The following is a 24,909-nucleotide window of genomic DNA, read 5'->3' on the forward strand; positions in this document are numbered from 1 at the left end:
CGCCGACGAGCACCGGGGGCCTTCGCACCGTACGGACGGACTACGCCTGGGGCAGGCGGTCCAGCTGGGACTGGATGCGGGCGATGTCCTCCTCCGCCTTGGCCAGGCGGGTGCGGATCTTGTCCACGACGTGGTCGGGGGCCTTCGCCAGGAACGCCTCGTTGCCGAGCTTGGCGTTCGCCTGCGCCTTCTCCTTCTCGGCCGCGGCGAGGTCCTTCGCCAGGCGCTTGCGCTCCGCCGCCACGTCGATCGTGCCGGACAGGTCGAGCGCGACCTCGGCACCGGCGACCGGCAGGGTCGCCGTCGCCGTGAAGGACTCGCCCTCCGGCTGGAGGCGCAGCAGCTGGCGGACGGCGGCCTCGTGCGGCGCGAACGGCGTGCCGTCCAGGGTGAGCCGGGCCGGGACCCGCTGGCCGGGCTGGAGACCCTGGTCGGCGCGGAAGCGGCGGACCTCGGTGATGACCGACTGGAGGGACTCGATCTCGCGCTCGGCGTCGGCGTCCTGGAAGCCGCCCGGTGCGTCGGCACCAGGAACGGACACAGCCTTCGGCCAGTCGGCGATGACGACCGACTCGCCGCCGGTCAGCGTCGTCCACAGCGTCTCGGTGACGAACGGGACCACCGGGTGCAGCAGCTTCAGCGTGACGTCGAGGACCTCGCCCAGGACACGCTTGCTGACCTCGGCCGCCTCGCCGCCCGCCTGGAACGTCGTCTTGGACAGCTCGACGTACCAGTCGAAGACCTCGTCCCACGCGAAGTGGAACAGCGCGTCGGAGAGCTTCGCGAACTGGTAGTCGTCGTAGTACGCGTCGACCTCGGCGACCACCGAGTTCAGCCGGGACAGGATCCAGCGGTCCGTCGACGACAGCTTCGACGCGTCCGGCAGCGGGCCGTCGACTGTCGCGCCGTTCATCAGCGCGAAGCGCGTCGCGTTCCAGATCTTGTTGGCGAAGTTCCGCGAGCCCTGGACCCAGTCCTCGCCGATCGGCACGTCGACGCCCGGGTTGGCGCCGCGGGCCAAGGTGAAGCGCAGGGCGTCGGAGCCGTACTTGTCCATCCAGTCCAGCGGGTTGACCGCGTTGCCGAAGGACTTCGACATCTTCTTGCCGAACTGGTCGCGGACCATGCCGTGCAGGGCGATGGTGTGGAACGGCGGGGTGCCGTCCATCGCGTACAGGCCGAACATCATCATCCGGGCGACCCAGAAGAAGAGGATGTCGTAGCCGGTGACCAGGACGGAGTTGGGGTAGAACTTCGCGAGCGACTCGGTCTGCTCGGGCCAGCCGAGCGTGGAGAACGGCCACAGGCCGGAGGAGAACCAGGTGTCGAGGACGTCGGTGTCCTGACGCCAGCCCTCGCCGGTCGGGGCCTCGTCGTCGGGGCCGACGCAGACGACCTCGCCGTTCGGGCCGTACCAGACCGGGATGCGGTGGCCCCACCACAGCTGGCGCGAGATGCACCAGTCGTGGAGGTTGTCGACCCAGTCGAAGTAGCGCTTCTCCATCTCCTGCGGGTGGATCTTGACCCGGCCGTCACGGACGGCGTCACCGGCCGCCTTGGCCAGCGGGCCGACCTTGACCCACCACTGCATGGACAGGCGCGGCTCGATGGTGGTCTTGCAGCGCGAGCAGTGGCCGACGGAGTGGACGTAGGGCCGCTTCTCGGCGACGATCCGGCCCTCGGCGCGCAGCGCGGCGACGATCGCCGAGCGGGCCTCCAGCCGGTCCAGGCCCTGGAAGGGGCCGTGGGCGGTGATGACCGCGTGCTCGTCCATGATCGTGATGGCCGGCAGGTCGTGGCGCTGGCCGATCTCGAAGTCGTTCGGGTCGTGCGCGGGGGTGACCTTGACGGCGCCCGTGCCGAACTCGGGGTCGACGTGCTCGTCGGCGACGACCGGGATGGAGCGGTCGGTCAGCGGCAGCTTGATCTGCTTGCCGACCAGGTGCCGGTAGCGCTCGTCCTCGGGGTGGACGGCGACGGCCGTGTCACCGAGCATCGTCTCGGCGCGGGTGGTGGCGACGACGATGGTGTCGTCCCCGTCGCCGTACTTCATGGAGACGAGCTCGCCGTCGTCGTCCTGGTACTCGACCTCGATGTCCGAGATGGCCGTCAGGCACCGGGGGCACCAGTTGATGATGCGCTCGGCACGGTAGATCAGCTCGTCGTCGTAGAGCCGCTTGAAGATGGTCTGGACGGCCTGGGACAGGCCCTCGTCCATCGTGAAGCGCTCGCGCGACCAGGCGACGCCGTCGCCCAACCGCCGCATCTGGCCGCTGATCTGGCCGCCGGACTCGCCCTTCCACTGCCAGACCCGCTCGACGAAGGCCTCCCGGCCCAGGTCGTGCCGGGACTTGCCCTCCTTGCCGAGCTCGCGCTCGACGACGTTCTGCGTGGCGATGCCGGCGTGGTCCATGCCGGGCTGCCACAGCGTCTCGAAGCCCTGCATCCGCTTACGGCGGGTCAGGGCGTCGATGAGGGTGTGCTCGAAGGCGTGCCCGAGGTGCAGGCTCCCGGTGACGTTCGGCGGCGGGATGACGATGGTGTACGGCGGCTTCTCGCTCTTGGCGTCCGCCTCGTAGTAGCCCCGCTCCACCCAGCGCTCGTACAGCGGCCCCTCTACGTCGGCCGGCGCGTACTGGGTCGGCAGGTCGGTGCTGGGCGCTGGTGGCTGCTGCTGAGCGTTCTCGGTCACGGGGGTCAGTTTAGAGGTGTCACGACCCCGTCCCGAAACGCGTTTCGTTTGTAACGGTGGCGGCCCCGATGCCATGCACACGGCGGGTCTGCGCCAGGATGTCGGTAAGACCCGAGCATCTGGAGGGGAACCCAGAAGATGAGCTACAACCAGCCGGGCCCGTACGGCGGGCAGCCCCAGCAGCCCGGACCGTACGGCCAGCCGGGCCCGTACGGCCAGCCGCCGCAGGCGCCCCAGCCCGGCTACGGCTATCCCCAGCAGGCCCCTCCGCCCCAGCCCGGATACGGCTACCCGCAGCAGCCCCCGCAGGGCGTCCCGCCGCAGCAGCCCCCGTACGGCCAGCAGCCGCAGCCGCCCTACGGCCAGGCCCCCTACGGCATGCCGCAGCCCCCGGCGCCGGGCGGCGGCAAGAAGAAGACGGGCCTGATCATCGGCGCGGTCGCGGTCGTCGCGGCGATCGGCGTGGGCGCGTACTTCGTCCTCGGCGGCAGCGGCGGCGCGGGCGCGCTGGAGGACGACGGACCGCACAAGCTGGCGACGCCGGCGAAGGTGCTGGGCGAGTACAACCGCGTCACGAAAGACGGGCAGACGGTCGGCGACGACTCCACCAAGGAGCTGGAGAAGAGCGGCGTCAAGAACGGCAACTCCGTGCTCGGCTCCTACTCGACCCTGGACATGACCAAGTACGACCCCAACGACCCGTCCTCGGCCGCCGAGATGGCGACGGCCAAGGGGGTGACGTTCGTCGGTGTCTACGGCGAGGTCGCCGATCCCGAAGCAGCGCTCGACAACTTCTTCGACAACTTCAAGGAGTCGACGCAGGAGGGCTCCTCCAGCGGCAAGCAGAAGACCGAGTTGCTCGGCGAGCCCGAGGAAGCCGACCTCGAGGGCGCGGTCATGAAGTGCCAGGCCGCCAAGGGCCAGGACATCACGACCAAGAAGGAGAAGACCGACTGGTTCTGCGCCTGGGCCGACTACAGCACCATCACCATGGTGTCGCCGGGACAGGTCGGCGGGAACGTCTCGAAGGACACGGCGATCGACATCACCACCAAGCTCCGCGGGGAAGTCCGCGTCAAGGCCTGACCCCGGACAACGGCAAAGGCGCCCGGCGATGTCGCCGGGCGCCTTTGTGTGTCGGGGGGGTGGTCAGGCCGTCTTCTGTTCGCCCGGGCCTCGGCCGCGCGCGTCCCGCGGGATCAGCGTCGGGTTGACGTTGGACTGGACGACGTCCGCCGTGATGACGACCCGGGCCACGTCCTTGCGGGACGGGACCTCGTACATGACGCCCTGGAGGACTTCCTCCATGATGGCGCGCAGGCCGCGCGCGCCGGTCTGGCGGAGGATGGCCTGGTCGGCGATGGCCTCCAGCGCCTCGCGCTCGAAGTCCAGCTCCACACCGTCGAGTTCGAACAGGCGCTGGTACTGCTTCACCAGCGCGTTGCGCGGCTCGACGAGGATCTGGAGCAGCGCCTCGCGGTCGAGGTTGTGCACCGAGGTGATGACCGGCAGGCGCCCGATGAACTCGGGGATCATGCCGAACTTGACCAGGTCCTCCGGCATGACCTCCTGGAACTGGTCCTTGGACTCCATCTCGCGCTTGGAGCGGATCTGCGCGCCGAAGCCGATGCCCTTGGCGCCGGCCCGGGCCTCGATGATCTTCTCCAGTCCGGCGAAGGCACCGCCCACGATGAACAGCACGTTCGTCGTGTCGATCTGGATGAACTCCTGGTGGGGGTGCTTGCGCCCGCCCTGCGGCGGCACGGAGGCCGTGGTGCCCTCCAGGATCTTCAGCAGGGCCTGCTGGACACCCTCGCCCGACACGTCACGCGTGATCGAGGGGTTCTCGCTCTTCCGCGCGACCTTGTCGATCTCGTCGATGTAGATGATCCCGGTCTCGGCCTTCTTGACGTCGTAGTCGGCCGCCTGGATCAGCTTCAGGAGGATGTTCTCGACGTCCTCGCCGACGTAGCCGGCCTCCGTCAGGGCCGTGGCGTCGGCGATCGCGAACGGGACGTTCAGCATGCGCGCGAGGGTCTGCGCGAGGAGGGTCTTGCCCGAGCCCGTGGGGCCGAGCAGGAGGATGTTGGACTTCGCCAACTCGATGGCGTCGTCACGGCCGTTGGCCCCGCCGTTCTCCCCGGCCTGGACGCGCTTGTAGTGGTTGTACACCGCGACGGACAGGGCCTTCTTGGCGGCCTCCTGGCCGACCACGTAGCCCTCGAGGAACTCGTAGATCTCGCGCGGCTTCGGGAGTTCCTCCCAGCGGACCTCGCTGGTCTCCGCGAGTTCTTCCTCGATGATCTCGTTGCAGAGGTCGATGCACTCGTCGCAGATGTACACACCGGGCCCTGCGATGAGCTTCTTGACCTGCTTCTGGCTCTTGCCGCAGAACGAGCACTTGAGCAGATCGCCGCCGTCACCGATGCGTGCCACGGTGTGCTTCCCCTTCGCCTGGGAGACTCCTGGACGTCGACGTCCAGCGGACTCCTGGTGCTGCCTTATGTCCGACGGTACCTTGCCGGGCCCCCCGTCCGGGCCCCCCTTGGCGCGGTTCGCTTTGACGTGGACCGTGTCAAACCGTGCCAAGGGGCGGCAGACGTTACAGCCTCTCGCCTCAGCGCAGGCTCGAGTTGTCCATCTTCCGGGTGGTGATGATCTGGTCGATCAGGCCGTAGCTCAGGGCGTCCTCGGCCGTGAGGATCTTGTCGCGCTCGATGTCCTCGCGGATCTTGTCGATCGTCTGGGTCGAGTGCTTGGCCAGCATCTCCTCCAGCTGCGTGCGCATGCGGAGGATCTCGTTGGCGGCGATCTCCAGGTCGGACACCTGGCCGCGGCCCGTCTCGCTGTAGGGCTGGTGGATCAGCACGCGCGCGTTCGGCAGGGCCATGCGCTTGCCCGGCGTGCCGGCGGCGAGCAGGACGGCGGCGGCGGAGGCGGCCTGGCCCATGCAGACCGTCTGGATGTCCGGCTTGACGTACTGCATGGTGTCGTAGATCGCCGTGAGCGCGGTGAAGGAGCCGCCCGGGCTGTTGATGTAGACCGAGATGTCACGGTCGGGGTCCATCGACTCCAGGCACAGCAGCTGCGCCATGACGTCGTTGGCGGAGGCGTCGTCGATCTGGACGCCGAGGAAGATCACGCGCTCCTCGAAGAGCTTCGCGTACGGGTCGTACTCGCGGATGCCCTGCGAGGTGCGCTCGACGAAGCGCGGGATGACGTAGCGGGACTCGGCCTGCGGGCCGGTGTAGCGGCCCTGCGAGCCGCTCATGTCCTGCATGGCGTGCATACGGTCGTAGATCCCACTGCCGGGGAACTGGTTCACGGTGTCTCCTGGAAAGGGCTGAGGCGGTCGGCTGGGGCTGACTGGGGTCCGCTGGGGCCCCTGGACGGGGCTCCGTGGCCTCACGGGGCGCCACAGGCCCCGTGAGGACCGCTCAGGCCCCGGTGCCGCCGCCGCCCGGCATGCCGGCGGCCGTGGGGATCACGTCGTCGATGAGGCCGTACTCCTTGGCCTCGAAGGCGTCGAACCAGCGGTCGCGGTCCGAGTCGCGGGTGATCTGCTCGACCGACTGGCCGGTGTGCTGAGCGGTGAGCTCGGCCATGCGCTTCTTGGTGTGCAGCAGCCGCTCGGCGTGGATCTTGATGTCCGAGGCCGAACCGGCCAGACCCGCGGAGGGCTGGTGGATCAGGATCTCGGCGTTCGGCAGCGCGAAGCGCTTGCCGGGGGTGCCCGCGCTGAGCAGGAACTGCCCCATGGAAGCCGCGAGACCCATGGCGATGGTCACCACGTCGTTCTTGATGAACTGCATCGTGTCGTAGATCGCCATGCCGGCCGTGATCGAACCGCCGGGGCTGTTGATGTACAGGTAGATGTCCTTGTCCGGGTCGGCGGCAAGGAGCAGCAGCTGTGCGGTGATCTTGTTGGCAATGTCGTCGTCGACCGGCTGGCCGAGGAAGATGATCCGCTCGTTGAGCAGCCGGTTGTAGACCTGGTCGCCGAGGCCACCACCGATGGAAGGCTCGCCGGCGGCTGAAGGCATCAGATTCGTCACGTATCCACCTGCTCGTCTTACGACGGCGCCGGGCCGTCTCACGTTTCCCTGCGGGGCTCGGAGCCGTTCGGGGACTCCTCTGCCCTGGTATTCATGGACCCTAACGCGCGGGTCCTCCCGGGGAATCCCGGAGATGGGAGTGTTCGCCGGGGGCGTAGCGCGGTGGGCTCCGCCGGGGGCCGTGCGGTCTCGCCGCGGGTGGTTCGGCCCTCGCCGGGCTGCGGGCGGTGGGGGCTCGTCGCGCGGTTCCCCGCGCCCCCGAGGAGCGCTGCCCCCTGGGTGACGAGAAGGCCCCGGGGCACGCCCCAGGGCCTTCTCATGAACTCACGCGACCGGGGATCAGCCCTCGGTCTTCTCCTCGGCGGACTCGGCCGGGGTCTCCTCGGCGGAGGCCTCGGTGGTGTCCTCGTCCTCGTCGTCGAGGTCGACGACCTCGCCGTTGGTGTCCTTGACCGTGGCCTTCTCGACCACGACGGCCAGGGCCTTGCCGCGGGCGACCTCGCCGACCAGGAGCGGAACCTGGCCGCCCTCGACGACCGCCTGGGCGAACTGGTCGGGGGACATGCCGGAGGAGGCGGCGCGGCGCATGAGGTGCTCGGTGAGCTCCTCCTGGTTGACGTTCAGCTTCTCCTGCTTGACCAGCTCGTCGAGCACGAACTGGGTCTTGATGCCCTTGACCGCGGCCTCACGGGTCTCGGCGTCGAACTCCTCCTCGGTCTTGCCCTGGATCTCCAGGTACTTCGCGAGGTCGAGGCCCATCTGGCCGAGCTGGTGGTGCTCCAGGTTGTGCTTGCGGGTGTTGATCTCGTCCTCGAGCAGCTTCTCGGGGACGGGCACCTCGACCAGCTCGAGCAGCTTCTCCAGGACGCGCTCCTGGGCCTGCGTGGCCTGGTCGTACTGCTTCATGTTCTCGAGGCGCTTGCGGCTGTCGGCGCGCAGCTCCTCGAGGGTGTCGAACTCGGAGGCGAGCTGCGCGAACTCGTCGTCCAGCTCGGGCAGTTCACGCTTGGCGACCTGGGTGACCTTGACGGTGACCTCGGCCTCCTTGCCGGCCGCCGAGCCGCCCTTGAGCTCGGAGGTGAAGGTGGCCTCGCCACCGGCCTCCAGGCCCTTCACGGCGTCGTCGATGCCGTCCAGCAGCTCGCCGGAGCCGATGGTGTAGGAGACGCCGTTGGCGATGCCGTCCTCCAGGACCTCGCCCTCGACCTTGGCCTCCAGGTCGATGGTGACGACGTCGCCGTCCTCGGCGGCACGCTCGACCGGGGCGGTGGAGGCGAAGCGCTCGCGCAGCTCCTCGACGGCCTTGTCGACGTCCTCGTCGGTGACCTCGACCGCGTCGACCTCGACCTCGATGCCGGAGTAGTCCGGGATCTCGATGGACGGGCGGATGTCGACCTCGGCGGTGAAGTTCAGCGTCTCGCCGTCCTTCAGCTCCGTGATGTCGACCTCGGGCTGGCCCAGCACGCTGAGCTCGGCCTCGTTCACCGCGTCGGTGTAGAACTTCGGAAGCGCGTCGTTGACGGCCTCCTCCAGCACCGCACCGCGGCCGAACCGCTGGTCGATGACCCGGGCCGGGACCTTGCCCTTGCGGAAGCCCTTCACCGTGACCTGCTGGTTGATCTTCTTGTACGCCGCGTCGAGGCTGTCCTTGAGCTCCTCGAAGGGCACCTCGACAGTGAGCCGAACCCGAGTCGGGTTCAGGGTCTCCACGGCGCTCTTCACGGTTCGGTCTCCTTGTGGCTGACTGCTTGGGTTCTGCCGGGGCCAGAGCGGCCCGGCGGATTTCGCCGCCCGGAGGACTTCAGACGCTGAGACACACGGGCGTGCAGCTTGCATAGTAACGGCAGGGACTACACCGCCCAAAAGGCGATCACGTCAGTGACCGGGAGACGATCACGCGAGGTGACCGGGTGGCTGGTCGGGGTGGCGGGATTTGAACCCACGGCCTTCCGCTCCCAAAGCGGACGCGCTACCAAGCTGCGCCACACCCCGTCTGGTGCGACACGTAGGGTACATGCCGGCAGGCCGTGCGGCCGCCGCATTTCCGGGGTGCCGGCGCCGCGTCGGGCGGAGCGGGAATGCGGTGTGCGGCGAAGGGGGGCGACCCGCTACGATGCCTGCAGTGCCGCGGTCACCCGACCTGCGGCGCGTGCTGTGCGGGCGTAGCTCAATGGTAGAGCCCTAGTCTTCCAAACTAGCTACGCGGGTTCGATTCCCGTCGCCCGCTCTTCATGGCTCAGGGCCAGGTCGGAGGATCATTCCTCCACCTGGCCCTGAGTGTTTTTGCGGATGGGCGGGGCCCGGGACACCGCCCGCGTGACGCGCGGGTCCGGGCGTCAGAGGTCGCGGACGTTCAGGGTGTAGACGGAGCGGGTGCCGTAGGGGACGTACAGGGCGTCGCCGACCAGGGTGGGGGGCGCGCCGGTGGTGTCGTCGGGCTCGCCGCTGTCGTCGCGGCCGTCCTGGTCGCCCTCGACCTTCCCGGTGCGCACGTCGAGGGCCGCCACCCGGCCGCTGGGCGACGCGAAGTAGACGTGTGTGGCGGAGGCCGCCGGGGAGCCCTGCCGTTCCACGGTGGAGTTGCTGTTCCAGAGCGTCCGCCCGGTGCGCGGCGAGACCGCGCTCACGCCGCCGCTGCCCCGGGTGAAGTAGACCCTGCCCCGCAGCAGGTAGGCGGCGGAGGCGTCGGCCTGCTGGGCGGAGACCCGGACGGTGGTCACGGCGTGGGTGCCGGTGTGGACGCGGGTCAGGCCCTTGCCGGGCGCGTCCCGGACGGCCAGCACCAGGTGGTCGCCGTCCCGGCCGAGCAGCTCCAGGTCGCCCTTCGCCCGGGCCGTCCAGCGGGCCTTGCCGGTGGCCGCGTCCAGCTCGGACACGGTCGTCCGGGCGGTGTCCTGCTGCCACATGCCGGTGGTGCAGATCAGATAGGGCCGTTGCGCCACGGCGTGCAGGGCGCAGGTCTGTGCGCCCTGCGGTTCGGGACGCTTCCAGCGGACCTCGCCGGTGGCGGCGTCGAGCAGGGCGTACTCGTTGCCCGTCGCGCCGTAGGCCGTGAGCACGCCCTCGGGGAGGGCGGCGGCGCCGCCCACCTCGGCGTCGGGCGCGCCGGCGGTCTGGCCGTCGGCCGTCCGGGTCCGCCAGAGCACCTCGCCGGTCCGGGCGGACAGGGCCGCGACCGTGTAGGTGAACAAGGGGCCGGCGCCGTCCGCCATCTCCCGGCTGTCCGCCTGGTAGGCGTAGACGCGGTCGCCGTCCGCGCCGATGATCGAGCCTTCGTCCGAGGCCAGGCCGTCCGGTGCCGTCGGGTCGACGAAACGGGTCCAGGTGCGCTCGCCGCGGGCGAGGTCGTAGCGGGTGGCCATGACCTGGCCGCCGGCGCACACCAGGGACGTGTCCACGGCGGTGCACCGCTGGAACGCGGCAGAGTCGCCGGGCCGGCGTTCTGCCCCCTTCAGCGGCACCGGCCCGGCGGCCCACGCCCGCCAGCCCTCGGGCAGGTCGGCCGCGTCGGCGGAGGACGAGGGCGTGCGGCCGGTGTCGCGGGTCAGGGTGAGCGTGGTGGTGACCAGCGCGGCGAGAACGACCGAGACGGCGGCCCCCGCCAGCATCAGAGCGTTCCTGCGGCGCCTTGGGGCACGGCCCGCGCCAGGGGCCGGAGGGTCTGCCTGCGGGGTCCCGGGGCCGGGCGGGGTGCGCTCCTCGCCTCGCGCCGGGGTCCCGGGGCCGGGCGGGGTGCGGTCGGTGGTGGGTGACGCGGGTTCGGCCTGCGAGGCCTCGGGGCCGGGCGGGGTGTGGTCCGGGCCGGGTGGGGTGGTGTCGGTGGTGGGCGCCGGGGGCCCTGCCTGCGAGGCCCCCGGGCCGGGTGGGGTGGTGTCGGTGGGGGGTGCCGGTGGGGGTGGGGCGGGGTGGCGTCGGGTGTGGTGTCCGGCGTCCGCCTCCCCGGGCGGGGGCTGGGGGGTCCTCCCCCGCTCGGTGCGGGCCGGCTCGGGCCAGACCGTGCCGGACGGTTCGGTCGGGCGGGGGACCGGCCCGGGGCGGGCGCGTCCGGGGGCGGCGCCCGGCCGGGGATGCCCGGCGGACGCGTCGGGGAGCTCGCGCAGCAGCGTGAACAGTTCGTCCGCGGCGGGGCGGACGAAGCGGTCCTTGTCCAGGCACAGGCGCAGGCAGGCCAGCAGTTCCCGCGGCACGCCCGTGAGGTCGGGCTCGCCCTCGACGACCGCCAGGGCCGTCTCGTAGGCGCTCGGGCTGTCGAAGGGGCCGCGTCCGGTGGCCGCGTAGGTGAGGACCGAGCCCAGGGAGAAGATGTCGGCGGCCGGACCCACGTCCTGCGGAGAGGCGAACTGCTCGGGGGACATGAAGGGCGGTGTGCCCATGACGCGCCCGGTCTGCGTCAGGGCGTCGGAGGCGGCGGCCTCGGCGGCGCGGGAGATGCCGAAGTCGATGACGCGCGGGCCGTCCTCGGCGAGCATCACGTTGGCCGGCTTCAGGTCGCGGTGGACCACTCCGGCGCGGTGGATGTCGCGCAGCGCCTCGGCGAGACCGGCGGCGAGTTCGCGCAGGCGGGGCAGCGGGAGCGGGCCGTGGGTGCGGACGTGGGTGCCGAGGTCCGCGCCCGGTATGTACAGCGTGGCCATCCAGGGGCGGGGCGCGTCGGCACCGGCGTCCACGACGGGGGCCGTGAACGCGCCGCTCACCCGCCGTGCCGCGGCCACCTCGCGGCGGAACCGGGTGCGGAACTCGTCGTCGTCGGCGTACTGGGCGTGCACCACCTTGACCGCGATGCGCCGGCCGGAGGCCGAGCGGGCGAGGTAGACCACCCCCATGCCGCCGGAGCCCAGGCGGTCCTCGATGCGGTAGCCGCCCACCTCGGCCGGGTCGGAGTCGCGCAGCGCCATCCCCGTACGTTCCCCCCGTCACGCACCGTCTCGGTCGGGGCGAGCGTATCCGCCCGGGCCGGGGAACCGCGGCGCGGGGCGGGCCCCGCCGGTCAGAAGCTGATGGAGTTGATGGTTTCCGCTATCGAGTTGAGGAACCTGTTGATGGACGGGGCCATGCCGGTCGAGGCGAGGAAGAAGCCGAAGAGGATCGCCACGATCGCGGGACCTGCCTTGATGGAGCCCCCTCTCAGCAACACCACAAGGATGATCGCCAACAGCAGCACCACAGACAGTGAAATGGCCACAACTGATCACACCCTCGGTCGGTCCGCTCTCCCGGCCCGGGGAAGCGACCCGCGCACCCCCGCCAGAACCATCGTGCCACCAACACGGCCCCGCTATGCGGCCGGTGACACAACGGCCACGCTCCGGTGGGGCCGGACCGGCGTGTCGCCCGGCGGCGGACGGCCAACGGCTGCCGGTCGCACGGCAATTCGATACACCACCCGCGCAGGGAATTCATTCACATCGTTGCCGTCCCCACACAACGCGTTCGCAGCTAATTCAAATCACCGCCACGGACCCGCCGACAGCCACCGGACAAGCCCGCGAAGAGGGTGGAAGCAGACATTCCACCGGAGTCGCCTGCTGGCCTTATGCCCGGCTTAGTCGGGATGTATCACCCCAAGCAGGGGCCGATGGGGGCACGGGCCGCACCCCGGAAGTGTGGCGCCCGTCACGCATGTTGCGATGTCAACCACCCGTTATCCGGGGGTATCCGAGCTGAATAGCCAGGATTCACGTCCGGCGTTTTACGAATAGCCGCAGGGAACGCTAGGGTGCCTCGAATGTTCCACGCTGCCTCGTCCCCCGCACGCGCAGCGAGGTCCCGGATCGTCTCCCCGAGCTCCTGGTGGGAGGGTCTGTGACGAACTCGCTGCGACCGAACGGCGACCAGAGGGCGCCACTTCCCCCGGCACAGCCGCCGGCGGGCGGAGTGCCGAGCCCTCGCTCGCCGCAGAGCCCGCAGAAGAAGCAGAACGGCAAGCAGCGCGACGCCTTCTTCGACAACGCGAAGTACCTCGCGATCGTGCTGGTGGCGATGGGCCACTCCTGGGAACCGCTCCGGGGCGACAGCCGCGTGATCGACGCCGCCTACCAGGTCGTCTACGCCTTCCACATGCCGGCGTTCATCATCATCTCCGGCTATTTCTCCCGCAGTTTCGACATGCGGCCCGACCGGCTCAAGCGCCTGGTCACCGGAGTCGCCGTGCCGTACGTCGTGTTCGAGACGGCCTACTCGCTCTTCAAGCGCTGGATCGACGACGACCCGGGCCACGAGATCAGCCTCCTGGACCCCTGGTACCTGACCTGGTTCCTGGTCGCGCTGTTCGTGTGGCGGCTGACCACGCCCCTGTGGAAGGCGGTGCGCTGGCCCCTGCCGCTCGCCCTGGTCCTCGCCGTGCTGGCGACCGTCAGCCCCTCGATCGGAGACGACCTCGACCTCCAGCGCGTCCTGCAGTTCCTGCCGTTCTTCGTCCTGGGCCTGACGATGAAGCCCGAGCACTTCCACATGGTGCGCCGCCGTTCGGTGCGGATCGCCTCGGTGCCCGTCTTCGCGGCCGCGCTGGTGTTCAGCTGGTGGGCGGCGCCGCGCATGAACGCCGCCTGGTTCTACCACCGCGACTCCGCGCAGGAGCTGGGCGCGCCGTGGTGGACCGGCCCGGTGATGGTGCTGGCGCTGTTCGGCTGCTCCCTGGTGCTGACCGCCTGCTTCTTCGCCTGGGTGCCGCGCCGCCACATGTGGTTCACCTCGCTGGGCGCCGGCACGCTCTACGGCTACCTGCTGCACGGCTTCCTGAAGAAGGCCGGTGACTACCAGGGCTGGTTCGAGCCGTCGTGGCTGCACCACCCGGCCGGTGAGATCGCGGTGACCGTCCTCGCCGCCGCCGCCGTGACCGTGCTGTGCACCGCGCCGGTGCGCCGGGTGTTCCGGTGCGTGATGGAGCCGGCGATGGACTGGGCCTTCAAGCGGGACGCGGCCGAGGCCGCGCGTGAGCGTCAGGGCGTGGAGCGCCGCGAGCGCGAGAAGGCGACCGTGGGCTGAGCCCACCCCCCCCCCAGTTTGGGGCGACGCGGACGGCCCGCACTCCGTACGGAGTGCGGGCCGTCCGCCGTGTTCCCGAGGGTGTGGCCTACTCGCCCTTCAGATGGCGCATGAGGCGCTCGAAGTCCTGCCAGCCCGCGAGGTCGGAGGGGTTGCCCGGGAACGCGTAGTAGAGCGCGGGGCGGGTCTTCGGGCCCAGCTCCCGCGGCGCCTCGGGCAGCGGGGTGCGCCGGGCCCGGTCGCCCGGCATCTCGCGCACCTCCTCCGCGCCCAGGACGAACGCGTAGGGCACGCCCGGGCCTTCGAAGCGCGGCGGGACGGACAGGTCGCGGCGGGCCCGGCGGATCTGCACCAGCATGGACTGCAGGTCGTGCCGGGTGGCGAGGGCCTCCGCGGCGGCGATCACGGTGTCCGTGGGGATGTGCTCGCCGGGTCCGTAGCCGAGGACCATCGTGACGTCCTCCTCCACCCCGGCCTTGGTCCGGGTGACGCGGACCGTCGCCAGGCCGGGCCGCTCCGGGGTGCCGACGACCACGAACCAGCTGGGCTCGGGGGCCCGTTCGTGGGCGATGTCGGTCAACTGGCGCAGCGACCAGGGCAGGTTGGCGGGCTCCTCGGTGCCCCAGCCGGCCGGGGGCTCCCCCGTGATCTCCCGCCACACCGCCTCCACGGCGCCGCCGAGCACGAGCCGGTCGTCGGCGGGGTGGACGGCGCGGAAGGAGATCGCCAGCTGGCGCTCCCCCGTGTCGCCCTGCTCGACGACCCCCTCCTGGAAGGAGGCGGCCACGGGCGTGCGCGGGTCCTCGGCGGTGGCCTGCGGGGACTCCACCGTCACGAACAGGCCGTTGCTCCACTGCAGTACGGCCCCGGTGAGGCCGTCGTAGTAGCCGTCCCGCTCGTCCTGCACGACCCAGCGCGAGGGCCAGCCCGGGAGGCTGTTGCGCACCGCCGGGGACAGGCGGGTGCCCGCCGGGGTGACGATCTGCAGGCCGAGACCGGCGTTCGCGGCGGCGCGGAAGGCGTCCGACAGCCAGGCCGTCATCGCGACCACGGGACGGTCCTGGATGACGACGGCGACCTTGTCGGTCAGCACGTCCACGGCGGGCTGCGCGGCGGCCGGGGCCGGCGCCACCGTCATCCCGTCCGTCCTGACCACCGCGAGGGACCACGCCGTCTGCGGCGGCCAGGCCGTACCGCCGACCAGGGTGGCGATCCGCGCCGCGAACGTCCCGGCGAGCTCCTCCGCCTCCTTGACCCCGGTGGTGGCGCGGGCCTCCGTCCACCAGTAGGGCACCTCGGGCTCCCGCGCCCCGAGCAGCCGCTCGGCCTCCCCCCTGACCTGCACCAGCAGCGGCGCCTCCACGGACACCAGCGGGCGGCCCTGCGGGTCGCACAGCTGCACCACGGCGCCCTCGCCCTCGGCGCCCACCAGCAGGTCCGGGCCCCCGGACAGCAGGCCCGCCAGCACGCTGAGCGGATCGGGCATCTTGCTGGTGAGGGCGATGACATCCTTCGTCACGCGTTTACCTCGTCCCCTCGTAGACGGTCTGGATGAGCCGGCTCGGTTCGCCCCTGCGGACCAGCACACCGCGGCCGGGCGGCTGGTGGCTCGCGTACACGTTCGAGAAGAGCTGTCCCTCGCTGCGGTCCCCCGCCATCACCAGCGCCGAGGCGCCCGACTCGCGCAGGCTCTGCATCAGCGGCTCGTACAGGCCGCGCGAGGCGCCCGCGACCCGGCGGGTGAGGACGAAGTGCAGCCCGATGTCGACGGCCGAGGGGATGTACGGCACGAAGGGCGCCAGCGGCTGCTGCCCGGCCGTGGTGAGCACGTCGTAGTCGTCGACGAGGATCACGATGCGCGGGCCGGAGAAGCTGCCCGGCTCCAGGTCGGCGTTGTCGGCGGTCTCGTCGGGCAGCCGCTTGTCCAGCTCGGCGGCGATGCCGGCGGCCAGGCCGGCGCACAGCTTGGCGTTGTACGCGTAGCCGCCCCGGTACTCCTCCGGGACGACCCCGCGCAGTCCGCGGCGCGGGTCGAACACGCCGAAGACCAGCTCGTCGTCGCCGTAGCGCTCGATCAGGCCCCGCGCGATCACCTTCAGCAGGTTGGTCTTGCCGCACTCGCTGTCGCCCATGATCAGCAGGTGCTGGTCGCGGTGGAACAGGTCGACCAGGACGGGCGCGAGCTGCGTCTGGTCCAGGCCGATCGGCACGCGCCGCGGTTCGGCGGCGGGGCCCGGCAGTTGGTGGGCCTCCAGGACGTGCGGCAGGACGCGCACGGGCTGGGCGACCTCGCCGGTCCAGGTGGCGCGGATCGCCCGGGCGGTGGTCTCCAGGACGGCGCCGAGGTCCGCGGTGTCGGCGGCACCGTCCGTGCGGGGCAGGGCGACCTGGGCGAAGAGCTTGCGGTCGATGAGGACGCGGCCCTTCTCCTCGGGCGAGAGGGTCTCGCCGAGTTTGCGGTCGATGCTGGACTCGCTCGGGTCGTTCAGGCGCAGTTCCACGCGGGTGCCGAACTGGGACTGGGTGGCGATGCGCACGTCGTTCCAGCGGAGCATGCCGGCGACGACGTGGATGCCGTAGCCGCTGCCCCGCTTGAGGATGTCCACGACCGGGTCGTCGAGGTCCTCGAAGTCGTCGCGCAGGGCGCCGAACCCGTCGATGAGCAGCACGATCTCGGTGCTGGCCAGGTCGGGCAGGCGGCCTGCGGCGCGCAGGGCGCGCAGCTGCTCCAGCGAGTCGATGTTGTGGATGCGGAAGAGTTCCTCGCGCTGGTCGAGCATGGCGCGCACCGAGTCGATGGTGCGGGCGGCGCGCTCCCGGTCGGCCCGGCCCGCGATGCCGCCGACGTGCGGCAGTCCCGACAGGGCCTGCAGACCGCCGCCGACCAGGTCGAGGCCGTAGACGCCGACCTCCTGCGGGGTGTGGGTCAGGGCCAGGGAGAGGGCGAGGGTGCGCAGCAGCGTGGTCTTGCCGGACTGGGGGCCGCCGATGATCGCGGCGTGGCCGCCGGCCAGCGTGAGGTCCAGGTACCACTGGCCCTGCCACTGCTTGGTCGGGTCGTCGAGGACACCCAGCGGCACCTGGAGCGGACCGCGGCGCTTGGCGAGCTGCATGCCGCGCGGACCGACCTGCACGGGGCCGGCGACCTTGTCGAGCGGGACCGCGGAGGGCAGCGGGGGGAGCCAGATCTGCCGGACCGGGCGGGCTCCGGAGCGCTCCAGCTGGTCGATCATCATGCCCATCTCGGTGGGGCCGGTCTCCCGGCGCCGCATCTGCGGCTCCTCCGGGGAGGCGGCGTCCTCCTGGCCGAGCGTGTTGTACGCGTCGTACTCCAGCACGAGCGGGCCCGTGTCCTCCTCGCTCTCGCGCCGGACGGGGCCGCGGTAGGCGCCGGAGACGTAGCCGGCCTTGAACCGCTCGTAGTGGCTGGTGTCGACCTTGAGGTAGCCGAAGCCGGGCAGCGGGGGCAGGTGGAAGGCGTCGGTGGTGTCCAGCACCGTGCGGGACTCGTCCGGGGAGAAGGTGCGCAGACCCAGCCGGTACGACAGGTAGGTCTCCAGGCCCTTCAGCTTGCCGGCCTCGATGCGCTGGCTGGACAGCAGCAGGTGCACGCCGATGGACCGGCCGATGCGGCCGATGGACAGGAACAGGTCGATGAAGTCCGGCTTGGCGGTGAGGAGTTCACCGAACTCGTCGATCACGACGAACAGGTGCGGCAGGGGCTCCAGGTCGGGGCGCTTCTCGGCGCGCAGCGCGGCGTAGTGGCCGATGTCGGCGACGTTGCCCGCGTCCTTGAGGACCTGCTGGCGACGCTTGACCTCGCCCGCCAGGGAGGCGTGGACGCGCTCGACCAGGCCGGCCTGGTTCTCCAGGTTGGTGATGACGCCGGACACGTGCGGCAGGTTCGCGAACGGGGCGAAGGTGGCGCCGCCCTTGTAGTCGACGAGGACCAGGGCGAGGTCCTCCGGCGGGTGGGTGGCGACCAGGGCGAGGACGAGGGTGCGCAGCAGCTCGGACTTGCCGGAGCCGGTGGCGCCGACGCACAGGCCGTGCGGGCCCATGCCCAGCTCGGAGGACTCCTTCAGGTCGAGCAGCACGGGTTCCTTGGCGTCGCTCACGCCGATCGGCACGCGCAGGAACGCCCTTTCGCCCCGCGGCGCCCACAGCCGGCTCAGGTCGAGCCCGGCGACGTCGTCGATGCCCAGCAGTTCGGCGAAGTCGACCGGGCCGGTCAGGGGGGCGTCGACCATCGACTCCGCGGACAGGCGCAGCGGGGCCAGCATCCGGGCCAGGCCCTCGGCGAAGGGGGCGCCGATGTCGTCGACGGTGCCGTGCGCGCTGACCGGCTCCTTCTCGCGCAGGTCCTCGATGAGGACGCGTTCGCCGTCGACGGTGATGCGCACGCCCACGCTGCCGGGCTCCTGGACGCGCTGGTCGAGCAGGTGCAGCACGGTGACGCTCATGTCGCGCAGGCCGACCGCGTCGTCGGGGCGCGGCAGGTCGACGGCGTCGCCGCCGTGCGCGTCCGCCACGACGAGCAGGCGCGAGGACATGGCCAGGGCGTCCTTGTCGGACAGGCCGCGCCGGACCTCGGCCGCGTAGGAGGCGCGGCGGCGCAGTTCGCCGCCGATCTGGCGGGCCAGCCGGGGCAGCGAGGGGGCGATGCGGCGGGCCGCGACCGGGCCGTCGAACTGCTCGGAGTCGAGCAGGTGCGGCAGCCACTTGGCCCAGGCCCAGTCGGCGATCCGGTCGCCGGGCGCGGCCAGGGCCATGGCCACGTCGTCGGGCGCGTGGGTGGCGGCGGCCTGCGCGAGGAGTGCGCGGGCGACGCGGAGCGTGTCCTCGCGCCGGCCGATGACGGTGACGTTGCCGACGCGGTCGAGGGGGACGGTGAGGGGCAGTTCGGTGCCGTTGCCGAAGCGGGCGACGAGGGCGGAGGCCTCGTTCAGCATGAACTCGTCGGGCGGGGTGAGCACGGAGGACCCGGGCGGGTCCACCTTGAGGTCGCGCACGGGCATCTCGCCGGTGCCGACGCGCACCCGCAGGAAGTCGGCGTCCAGGCGCCGCCGCTCCCACAGCCGGGCGGGGTCGCGCACGATGTCGTACAGCGCGTCCGGCGGCGGGTTCAGCACCTGGGTGCTCTCGCGCCGCTCGCGCTCCTCCCCCGACAACTCCTCGCGCAGGTCCTCCAGATAGGCCAGGTAGGCCTCGCGCTGGGTGCGGCGGGTGCGCTGGGCCTTGCCGCGCTGGGAGAAGACCAGGACGAGCGAGCCGACGATGGTGACGACGAGGATGATCGCGCCGAGACCGGCGAACTGGCTGTTGCGCACGACCGTCATCATCACGACGGAGGACATGACGCCCGCGACGGGCAGCAGCGAGGTCGCGATCGAGCCCGTCTTGCCGTCGGGCAGGTTGGGCGGCGCCTCGATGGAGCGCGGTTCGGGTGCGGCCGGCGGGCGGGTGGTGCGGGCCGGCCGGTGGATCAGTCGGGTGCTCATCGTCGTCGCCTCGTCCTGTGAGTCCTCGGGTTCCCTTCGCGCAGGGCGGGTTCAGCGGCGCCGGTGGGAGAGCTGGAAGGCCTGTGCCGCCAGGCGGGCGGCGGCCTGCCGGGTGCCGCGGGCCAGCAGTTCGGTGCGGATGGTGCCGCCCGCCGCCAGGTGCCGGTCGTAGGGCAGGACGCACACGCTCGCCCCGGTCGCCTTCAGCTGCTCGGCCGCCTTGTCCGGGTCGACGCCGGTGTGCGGCGCGGTCTCGGTGAGCACGACGACGGTGGAGGTGGTGATGTCCCGGGGCAGGCCGCGCATCCACTCCAGGACCGCGTGGGTACTGGCGATCCCCTCCAGCGTCGCCGGCACCGTCAGGATGCGTGCCTGGGCGGCGGACAGGGCGGTGCGGGCGACCTCGGCGGGCAGCGTCTCGCAGTCGGCGACGGTCACGCCGAAGTAGCGGCGCATCGACACCATGATCCGCTCGTAGCCCTTGGTGTCGAGCATCGCCCCGACCTGCCCCTGGCTGCCGGGCAACAGCCAGGCGTTCTCGGGCAGTTGGACCAGGTAGCCGGTGATGTCCAGGAGCGTCATCTGCGGTTCGAGGACGTCGGCGAGGTCACCGGTGGTCCACCGCAGGTTCTCCGCGCCGAGCCGCAGCGGCAGGGAGCCGAGCGCCGGATCGGCCTCGACGACCAGCACCGGGTCCTGCCGGTAGTGGGCGTACGTGGTGGCCAGCAGCGCGGCCACGGTCGTCTTGCCGGAGCCGCCGCGGATGCTGGTCACGGCTATCTGCCGGCCGGTGGTCACCGGCTGCTGGAGCGTCTCGGCGGTCGCGGTGGTCTCGGCGACCTCCCGGGACGCCGAGGAGGCGAGGGTGCGGCGGACCGCGCGCACGGCCCGGGCCGCGAACGGCTCCCCGCGCCGGGGCCCCTTGCCCGCACCCAGCAGCTTCTTGTCGACCACCGGCCGGCTCTCGGGGGCGGTGCGGGAGGAACGGGCCCGGGGGGCGGGGGCCTGCTCGGCGTACTGCACCGGCCGTTGCCGGTGCTGCGGGGCGTGCTGCTGCTGCGGTGGCTGCGGCTGCCCGGGGTGCGGCTGTTGCGGGGCGGCGTACTGGCCGGCGTGCGGCTGCGGGGGCTGGGCGTACTGCTGACCGGCCGGGGCGGGCTGCTGGGGTTGCTGCGGGTGGCCGGGGGTGCCGTGGAGGGCGGCCTGCGGCTGCTGCGGGGGAGGCACCTGCCGGGACGGCTGCTGCTGCGCGGGCGCGGGCGGCTGCTGCGGGGAGGCCTGCGCGGGCGGCTGCCCGGGTGCCGGCGCCTGCTGCTGCTCGTCCGGTCGCCCGGCACGCTGCGGGGGCGTGCCGCCCCGCAGGTCGCGCAGCACGTCGTTCTGCCAGTTGTCGCCGCTCGGCATGTCGCCCTTCTCTCCTGCCGCGCCCTGCCCTGCCGTACCGCGGAGGCGGTGGCGGGCGGGCGCCTGGTCCTCGAAGTCTCAGAACTTGTTGAGCAACTGCCCGTAGATGCCGAACGCCCCGATGGCGAGCGGGAAGAGCGCGATCACGCCGAGTGACTCGACCAGGTCGGCGCTCCTGCGCAGCCGCACCCGGACGTGGTCGGGCGGTTCGACGCCGAGCACCAGCAGCGGCAGCAGCGCCGCGGCGCCCAGCAGCACCAGGGCCCCGACGCCCCCGGCGTGGTCCAGCCACAGCACGGCGAGGCGGACGACGAGCACCGCCGCCGCCGCGAACAGCGCCACCACCTCGGCGACCAGCGGGAACGCCCGCGCCCGGGACAGCAGCACCACGACCACGACGGAGGCGAGGGCCACCGTCCAGACCGACGGCTCCTGCGCGGTGGTCAGCATCCAGCCGCCGGCGGCGGCCGAGGCCGCGGTGACGACGGTGGCGAGGGCGAGCCCGCGGTGGGTGGCGGCCAGGGCGTTGCCGACCTGGTGCCGGCTCACCGAGGTGCCGGTGGAGCGTTTGTCGTCGAGCGCGGTGAGCCCGGAGGCCATCAGCGCGAACCGGGGCAGCAGCCCGAGCAGGACGATGGAGAACACGGCCATCACGGCGCCGATCCGGTCCGTCCGGTCCTGGAGCAGGGCGACGCCCTCCCACACCAGGGTGACCGTGACGATCGCCCCGGCCCCGATGAGCCCGCCCCGGCCCAACGGGGAGCAGTAGGCCAGCAGGACGAGGGTGACGACGAGCGCGGCGGTGATCCCGGCCAGCCGGGCCGTTCCGCCCCAGCCGTACGCGTCGGCGGCCGTCCACGCCGTGAGCAGGCCGAGCCCGCCGGCGGCCAGCAGCAACGCGGTCGCCAGGCCCTGGTTGCCCGTGCCGATCTTCGCGGTGGCCGCACCGGCGAGCAGGAAGAGGACGGTGACGACGGCGAGGGTCGTCGTGACGGCCTCCAGGGAGAACTCCCGGCGGGCCAGCACGGCGGCGGCGACCGTGAACACCACGGTCGCCACGCCGGCGCTCACCCGGCGGGCCGCCGGACGCCAGCGCCAGGTCCGCAGGTCCAGGTCGTCCGCGACCTGGTCGGTGACGTCGTGCACGACCGGCGCCGGAGGCGCGGCGTGGGCACGGACGAGCCGGAGCACGGCACCGTCGGGCACTTCGGCCGACGACAGCGTCGCGTCATGGGGCAGCGCCGAGCCGTCGGAAGTGATCAACTGCCGGGTGGTGGGCCTGGCGGCCGCCCGGTCGTCCAGCAACTGGAGTATGTCGGGGAGCAGTTGGCCGATCGGGGTGTCCGACGGCAGAACGAGGTCGGCTCGTCGCCGTTCGCCGATCAGGGTGACCCGGCTCAGCTGGGTCCGAGACGTCGTTGCTGCGCTCACCACTCACCGGAACCTATCATCGCGTCGTTGGAGGCCCGTCCGCGTCCCGGACGCCTGGCGCCGGCCGCACACAGCCCGTTCACTGCTTCTCCGCACCCTTGCCGCCCGCCCCGCGCGCGGAGGCGCCGGGCGCCGGGTCGTACATCTGCTCCTGCTGCTGCCGCTGCTTCCTCTCCTCCGCCTTCTGCTTGGCCAGCGTGGCCTGGAGGAAGGACCAGCCGATGCATCCGGCGCACAGGACGGCCGCGATCGCGATGCCCGCGAAGAGCTTGCCGAACCGTTCGTCCGCCGTGCGCCGGGAGCGCTGGGCGCCGAAGAGCAGCGCGTCGCGCATCCGGCGCCGGCGCACCGCCACCGACTCCAGCAGCTGGCTGTCGTAGTCCCGTGCCATTCAGTCGTCCTGTGCCTCGTCGATGCGTCCTGTGGTGTGCGTGTGCGTGTGCCGCGCTGTGTCGTGCCGTGCTGCGCTGTGCCGGTGCGTGCGTACGGTGCGCGCGTTCCGTGCGTTCCCTGCGTGCCGTGCCGTGCCGTGCCGATGGGTGCCGTGCGTGCCGGCCGGTCAGTCGTCCGGGCCGAGGCCGAGGCGCTCGCGCATGTCGGCGTACTTCCGCGTGAGCCGCCGGGCGGTGGCCGGGTCGAGGGCGGCGAGGCGGACGGGGTCCGCGTTGTGCGCGAGGTCGGCCGTCTTCACCAGCCGGGCGCCCGGCGTGGCGAGGATCCGGCGCGCGTACGCCTCCGGCTCCTCCCCCGGCCGTCTGGTCATGGCCCGTACGACGTCCTTGGTGTACTGCGGGAGCGCCGCCGCGTCGAGCCAGTCCTCGCCGAGGACGCCGTCCTCCAGCGCGTCGTGCAGCCAGGCGGCGGCGACCAGCCGGTCGTCCCCGCCGCGTGCGCGCACCCCTGCGGCGACGGCCGCCAGGTGCTCCGCGTACGGGCGACCCGCCTTGTCGGTCTGCCCGGCGTGCGCGGCGCGAGCGACGGTCTCGACCTCGGCGACACTCATTGTCTGCGGCATGCCGACCCCCCTAGCTACGCCTCCGCAACATAAGACATGGACGCGCCAGGAGTACAACCGGGGTGCGCCGGTCCCCGCGCGTCCCCCCAGGGCGTTCACATCCCCCGGGACAGCCCCGTCATGGCCAGGAACAGCACCCACAGCACGGGGATCAGGGCGATGTAGGCACGCGGCCTGCGGCGCACCGGCACCCCCGGGTCGTAGCGGGGCCCGAGGGTGCCCGGTCCCGGCGCGGGGAGCCGCTTCACCTTCCGCACGGCCAGGACGTTGCGGACCAGCGTGAGCGGCGCGAACAGGAAGAGGGACAGGGGGCTCCACCATCCCCAGGCGAGGGTGTGGGCGGTCAGCGCCCGGTACACCGCGAGTCCGCACGTCAGGCACATGGGGCCGTCGGTCCGCCGGAAACCGAGGAGCAGGACCAGGCCGCGGTGGGCACGGAAGGCGACGTCCACGGCGGGAGAACCTCCGCAGAACCTGCACATGAGGAGGGCGGGGTCCGGCGGCTCGGGCGGTGCGGCGGCCGGGTCGGCCGGTACCGGGTCCGCCGGGGCGGAAGCGGCCCGGGCGGAGTCCGCCGGGTCCGGGTCCGCCGGGTCCGGGTCCGCCGGGTCCGGGTCCGCCGGGTCCGGGTCCGCCGGGTCCGGGTCCGCGTACCAGGCGCGCAGGGAGGCGGCGACGGCGTCCAGGAGGCCGTCGTTCAGGGCCTGGTCGATGGTCCCGTCGCAGAACTTCTCCCCGCGCACGACCGCGGTGGCGGCCCGCACGGCGTCGGCGGGCCGCAGTCCGCCGTCGGGTCCGGGCCTGGGGACGGGGTTGTCCATCCACCGGTGCTCGGGGGTGACCGCACCGATGCGGCGGAGGGCTCCCACGGCCCGGTGGACGCCCGCGCTGTACTTGGGGAAGGGCACGTGGATCGCCCCGCTGGGCGACTTCTGCCCACCGCCCCACGGCACGTCCCGGTCCTCGTTTGTGAGCGCGTCGAAGGCGTCGGCGAGCTCCCGCCACGCCTCCGCGTCCGCGCGGTCGAGCTGCGCGAGCAGGCGGCGGTCGTCGGCCGGGGTGACGGTCCGGGCGAGTTCCTCCACGGCCGCGGCGTCGACGGCCCCGGTGACGGGGCCCACTCCGGGTTCGCGGCTGAGCAGGTGCAGGACGCCGAGGGGGGTCAGCCCACGCTCCCCGGCCTCGCGCACCTTGCGGTACCACTCGGTTCCGAGCTCGTAGGCCCTGCGGCTGCTCGCAGCGCGGCTGATCCACTCGACGTCGCCGGCTTCCGTGCCGGCCCACGCGTATCCGACGATCTCGCCGTCGTCGGGGGCGGTGACGGTGACGTACCGCACGGCCCCGGTAGCGATGCCCGCCGGGGCGGGCGGGCGTCCCCGCGCGGAGTCGTCGCCGGGCGCTTCGCTAGGCATCCTTGGCGAGGGCCTCGACGGCGGCGGCACTGGGGGCGTCGGCGAGGGAGCCGGGGAGCGGACGGGTCCTGCCACGCGGCTCGGCGTCGGCGTACAGCTCGGCGAGGGTCTGCGTCGGGCGGAGACCGCGCGCCTTGCCGTCACGCAGCCGGCTGATCCAGGCGATGCCCGCGTTCACGGCGCGGGGGCCGCCTTCCTGTCGCGGCTCGTAGGCGGCGGCGTCGTCCTCGTCACCGGCCCAGACGTACCCGAGGGCCGTGCCGCTCTCCTTGTCCACCACGGTGAAGTACTGCACCGGCTTCTCGGTCCAGTCCTGGTATCGCGCCGGCCCGCCCGGCTTCTCACGGAACTGCAGGTCCTCCTCGAAGCGCGAGGGCACCGGTTGCTCACTGCTCATGGGTTCATCCTCCTTGAG

The 24,909-nt window shown here is 72.2% G+C and carries 17 protein-coding genes and 2 tRNA genes; 3 read left to right on the forward strand and 16 right to left on the reverse strand.

What is annotated here, in order from left to right:
- Window positions 1-40: 40 nt before the first annotated feature.
- The gene (locus ACZ6ZN_RS10895; RefSeq protein ID WP_469645025.1) at window positions 41-2,692 is read right to left on the reverse strand and encodes a valine--tRNA ligase; all 2,652 of its coding nucleotides are present in this window, start codon (window positions 2,690-2,692) and stop codon (window positions 41-43) included.
- Between the two features lie 138 nt (window positions 2,693-2,830).
- On the opposite strand from ACZ6ZN_RS10895, the gene ACZ6ZN_RS10900 reads away from it, so the two are divergent.
- On the forward strand, window positions 2,831-3,778 hold the full coding sequence (locus ACZ6ZN_RS10900; RefSeq protein WP_469645027.1) for a hypothetical protein: 948 nt from the start codon (window positions 2,831-2,833) through the stop codon (window positions 3,776-3,778).
- A gap of 63 nt (window positions 3,779-3,841) precedes the next feature.
- On the opposite strand, the gene clpX is transcribed toward ACZ6ZN_RS10900, so the two are convergent.
- The 5 genes from clpX to ACZ6ZN_RS10925 all read right to left on the reverse strand — a co-directional run bounded on the left by clpX (window position 3,842) and on the right by ACZ6ZN_RS10925 (window position 8,739).
- Window positions 3,842-5,128, reverse strand: coding sequence for an ATP-dependent Clp protease ATP-binding subunit ClpX (clpX, locus tag ACZ6ZN_RS10905; protein ID WP_031114127.1), 1,287 nt, complete (start codon window positions 5,126-5,128; stop codon window positions 3,842-3,844).
- 181 nt (window positions 5,129-5,309) lie between these two features.
- Window positions 5,310-6,017, reverse strand: a complete 708-nt coding sequence (locus tag ACZ6ZN_RS10910) for an ATP-dependent Clp protease proteolytic subunit (RefSeq protein ID WP_398110349.1) — start codon at window positions 6,015-6,017, stop codon at window positions 5,310-5,312.
- Window positions 6,018-6,129: 112 nt separating this feature from the next.
- Window positions 6,130-6,735, reverse strand: coding sequence for an ATP-dependent Clp protease proteolytic subunit (locus ACZ6ZN_RS10915; RefSeq protein ID WP_086603934.1), 606 nt, complete (start codon window positions 6,733-6,735; stop codon window positions 6,130-6,132).
- 351 nt (window positions 6,736-7,086) lie between these two features.
- Window positions 7,087-8,469, reverse strand: a complete 1,383-nt coding sequence (gene tig / locus ACZ6ZN_RS10920) for a trigger factor (RefSeq protein WP_469645029.1) — start codon at window positions 8,467-8,469, stop codon at window positions 7,087-7,089.
- Between the two features lie 193 nt (window positions 8,470-8,662).
- A tRNA-Pro gene (locus tag ACZ6ZN_RS10925) sits at window positions 8,663-8,739 on the reverse strand.
- A 164-nt stretch (window positions 8,740-8,903) separates the two neighbouring features.
- On the opposite strand from ACZ6ZN_RS10925, the gene ACZ6ZN_RS10930 reads away from it, so the two are divergent.
- Window positions 8,904-8,974: transfer RNA gene (locus ACZ6ZN_RS10930), tRNA-Gly, on the forward strand.
- A 109-nt stretch (window positions 8,975-9,083) separates the two neighbouring features.
- Here ACZ6ZN_RS10930 and ACZ6ZN_RS10935 read toward each other — a convergent pair.
- Entirely contained in the window at window positions 9,084-11,642 is a 2,559-nt protein-coding gene (locus tag ACZ6ZN_RS10935; protein WP_469645031.1) for a protein kinase domain-containing protein, read from the reverse strand.
- A gap of 92 nt (window positions 11,643-11,734) precedes the next feature.
- The gene (locus tag ACZ6ZN_RS10940) at window positions 11,735-11,929 is read right to left on the reverse strand and encodes a hypothetical protein (RefSeq protein ID WP_010041885.1); all 195 of its coding nucleotides are present in this window, start codon (window positions 11,927-11,929) and stop codon (window positions 11,735-11,737) included.
- Window positions 11,930-12,549: 620 nt separating this feature from the next.
- Here ACZ6ZN_RS10940 and ACZ6ZN_RS10945 point away from each other — a divergent pair.
- Entirely contained in the window at window positions 12,550-13,731 is a 1,182-nt protein-coding gene (locus ACZ6ZN_RS10945) for an acyltransferase family protein (RefSeq protein ID WP_469645033.1), read from the forward strand.
- A gap of 88 nt (window positions 13,732-13,819) precedes the next feature.
- On the opposite strand, the gene ACZ6ZN_RS10950 is transcribed toward ACZ6ZN_RS10945, so the two are convergent.
- The 8 genes from ACZ6ZN_RS10950 to ACZ6ZN_RS10985 all read right to left on the reverse strand — a co-directional run bounded on the left by ACZ6ZN_RS10950 (window position 13,820) and on the right by ACZ6ZN_RS10985 (window position 24,891).
- Complete coding sequence (locus ACZ6ZN_RS10950) at window positions 13,820-15,250, reverse strand: DUF6177 family protein (protein ID WP_469645034.1); 1,431 nt, start codon at window positions 15,248-15,250, stop codon at window positions 13,820-13,822.
- 4 nt (window positions 15,251-15,254) lie between these two features.
- Complete coding sequence (gene eccCa / locus ACZ6ZN_RS10955) at window positions 15,255-19,232, reverse strand: type VII secretion protein EccCa (RefSeq protein ID WP_469645036.1); 3,978 nt, start codon at window positions 19,230-19,232, stop codon at window positions 15,255-15,257.
- A 51-nt stretch (window positions 19,233-19,283) separates the two neighbouring features.
- The gene (locus ACZ6ZN_RS10960; protein ID WP_469645038.1) at window positions 19,284-20,636 is read right to left on the reverse strand and encodes an AAA family ATPase; all 1,353 of its coding nucleotides are present in this window, start codon (window positions 20,634-20,636) and stop codon (window positions 19,284-19,286) included.
- Between the two features lie 78 nt (window positions 20,637-20,714).
- Window positions 20,715-22,070, reverse strand: a complete 1,356-nt coding sequence (gene eccD, locus ACZ6ZN_RS10965; protein WP_469645040.1) for a type VII secretion integral membrane protein EccD — start codon at window positions 22,068-22,070, stop codon at window positions 20,715-20,717.
- 76 nt (window positions 22,071-22,146) lie between these two features.
- On the reverse strand, window positions 22,147-22,458 hold the full coding sequence (locus ACZ6ZN_RS10970; RefSeq protein ID WP_469645042.1) for a hypothetical protein: 312 nt from the start codon (window positions 22,456-22,458) through the stop codon (window positions 22,147-22,149).
- A gap of 168 nt (window positions 22,459-22,626) precedes the next feature.
- The gene (locus tag ACZ6ZN_RS10975; RefSeq protein WP_398110340.1) at window positions 22,627-23,082 is read right to left on the reverse strand and encodes a phosphohydrolase; all 456 of its coding nucleotides are present in this window, start codon (window positions 23,080-23,082) and stop codon (window positions 22,627-22,629) included.
- Window positions 23,083-23,177: 95 nt separating this feature from the next.
- A complete protein-coding gene (locus ACZ6ZN_RS10980) occupies window positions 23,178-24,494 on the reverse strand; it encodes a DUF6508 domain-containing protein (protein ID WP_469645043.1) in 1,317 nt (438 codons plus the stop codon).
- Window positions 24,487-24,891 (reverse strand): hypothetical protein, encoded by a 405-nt coding sequence (locus tag ACZ6ZN_RS10985; RefSeq protein ID WP_469645045.1) that lies wholly within the window; start codon window positions 24,889-24,891, stop codon window positions 24,487-24,489. Before ACZ6ZN_RS10985 ends, ACZ6ZN_RS10980 begins: the two co-directional genes overlap by 8 nt.
- Between the last annotated feature and the right edge of the window lie 18 nt (window positions 24,892-24,909).

The organism is Streptomyces sp. NPDC053665, from assembly GCF_055585285.1.